Origin of the sequence: Micromonospora sp. ATA51 (assembly GCF_016802855.1) — a bacterium.
Lineage (GTDB): Bacteria > Actinomycetota > Actinomycetes > Mycobacteriales > Micromonosporaceae > Micromonospora > Micromonospora sicca.
This window is the reverse complement of the sequence record NZ_JAEVHJ010000612.1, coordinates 1-1767: the sequence shown is the minus strand read 5'-3', so window position 1 is coordinate 1767 and position 1767 is coordinate 1. Positions and strand designations below refer to the sequence as shown.

At 66.9% G+C, this 1767-nt stretch carries 3 protein-coding genes and 1 pseudogene; 1 reads left to right on the top strand and 3 read right to left on the bottom strand.

Annotated elements, in window-relative coordinates; genetic code table 11:
* Positions 1-36 precede the first annotated feature (36 nt).
* On the bottom strand, positions 37-348 hold the full coding sequence (locus JNW87_RS38310) for a transposase (RefSeq protein ID WP_238455434.1): 312 nt from the start codon (positions 346-348) through the stop codon (positions 37-39).
* A gap of 67 nt (positions 349-415) precedes the next feature.
* On the bottom strand, positions 416-595 hold the full coding sequence (locus tag JNW87_RS38305; protein WP_201749678.1) for a hypothetical protein: 180 nt from the start codon (positions 593-595) through the stop codon (positions 416-418).
* Between JNW87_RS38305 and JNW87_RS38300 the strand changes: the two genes are divergently transcribed.
* Positions 524-1207: an IS110 family transposase gene (locus JNW87_RS38300; protein ID WP_238455433.1), complete on the top strand. Its 684-nt coding sequence runs from the start codon at positions 524-526 to the stop codon at positions 1205-1207. The two genes, JNW87_RS38305 and JNW87_RS38300, sit on opposite strands and share 72 nt — an antisense overlap.
* A gap of 211 nt (positions 1208-1418) precedes the next feature.
* Here the strand turns inward: JNW87_RS38300 and JNW87_RS38295 are convergent.
* Positions 1419-1670: pseudogene (locus JNW87_RS38295) on the bottom strand (GNAT family N-acetyltransferase); the annotation flags it as partial.
* Positions 1671-1767: the final 97 nt, after the last annotated feature.

Below are 1767 nucleotides of genomic sequence, written 5' to 3'. Positions count from 1 at the left end.
TGAAGCGCTACGTCGCCCGACAGATCTTCCCCCTCATCACCGCAGCCCTGCCACCAGCGACAACGCCGACTCCCTCAACTTGACAAACATAGGGGCGTCATCGCGCTCCATCGCCAGCTCCGCGTTCTCCTTACGCAGACGAGCCAGCTCGGCGCGTTCGTCCTCACCGAGACCGCCTGCGGCGGCCTCACCCCGAGCCCGCCGATCCTGCGCCACCCAGTTGGCCAGAGTGCCGTCGTTGATCCCCAGATCCCGAGCGACCTGCGCGATCGGCTTGCCCGTCTCCCGCACGATCCGCACCGCGCCCTCACGGAACTCCCGGTCGAACCGCCGTCTCGTCTCAGCCATGACCATCTATCCCCTTAGGTCCGGCCTCCACGCTATCGGGGGAACCTCAGCTGCCTCAGGCTGGCTTCTATAAGTCGCGCTGCGCAGCCTCGCCCGGCGCTGGCTCGCCCTTCAGGCCGAGATCGACGACCTCGACAGCCACCTGGCCGCCCTCGTCACCGCCGCCGCCCCGGATTTGGTCGCGCTGCCTGGCGTCGGCGTCGACACCGCCGGGCAACTCCTCGTCACCGCCGGCGACAACCCTCACCGCTTGCACTCCGAAGCGGCTTTCGCCCGGCTCTGCGGCGTCGCCCCCATCCCTGCCAGCTCCGGACGGACCGACCGCCACCACCTACACCGTGGCGCGACCGCGACGCCAACCGCGCACTCTGGCGCATCACCCTCGTCCGCATGCGCTGCCACCAGCCCACCAAGGACTACGTCACCCGCCGAACCGCAGAGGGCAAGACCAAGACCGAGATCATGCGATGCCTCAAGCGCTACATCGCACGTGAGACCTTCCACCTGCTCGCGTCGCCACCTCTGGACCAGGCATCCTTGCCTGGTGCCACCGCTACTGACTGAGGACGAGTACAAGGCAACGATGGGACCCCACCCCACAAGAGTGGGCCCGGACAAGGAACCCCCCTTCGACTTCTGGCCCTACTTCGACTCCATCCCCGAAGACGACTTCAACGGGCACGACTTCTCCGAAGGCCGCGTCACCTACGCCTGGCAGTCGCCAGACGGGGCACACCAACACGTCCTGGCCGACTGCGAGACACCCAACGTGTTCCTGGTCCTCGTGCTCGACCTACATGCCTCCTCGGTCCTCGGTCACCACCTACTCGACCTCAACCAGCTCTACGGACTCGCCTGAGCCGGGCAACCCGCCCCACTTGACGGAAATAGGAGCGTCCACATCGCCGGCATCGCCGGCAGCCGGCTGTCCGGTCTCGGGACCTGCGTGACAGGGCGCTATCAGGACCTGCATGACACTGCGCCGAGGGCGGGCGCGGCAAGTGTCAGCGAACACCGGCACCGTGATCGCACGGCGCGGCTTCAGCGCACCCGTGGTGGGGCGATGACGTTCAGCCGGTTGCGGACGACGACCTCACCACCTGGTACATGGCGTGATCCTGCCACCGGCCGGCGATGTTGAGGTACTCCGGCGCCATGCCGAACTGCACGAACCCGTTGCGTTCCAGCACCCGCTGCGATCTGACGTTGTGCAGCAGGGTCTCTGCCTGCACCCGATGCAGCCCCAAGTCCTCGAAGGCCACCCGCACGATCTCACGCACCGCCTTGGTCGCGAACCCTCGGCCATTGTGGCTGGCGCTTACGGCTTGGTGCGCGGTAGAGGAAAGACCCGGGTCGATCATGAAGGTGGCCGTGCGGGACGATCATGATTGTGACGTCAGGATGGGCCCGCACGGCCTT

Excerpts from the sequence above, each read along its gene's own strand:
- JNW87_RS38310 (WP_238455434.1), bottom strand. The coding sequence starts at position 348 with ATGGCTGAGACGAGACGGCGGTTCGACCGGGAGTTCCGTGAGGGCGCG.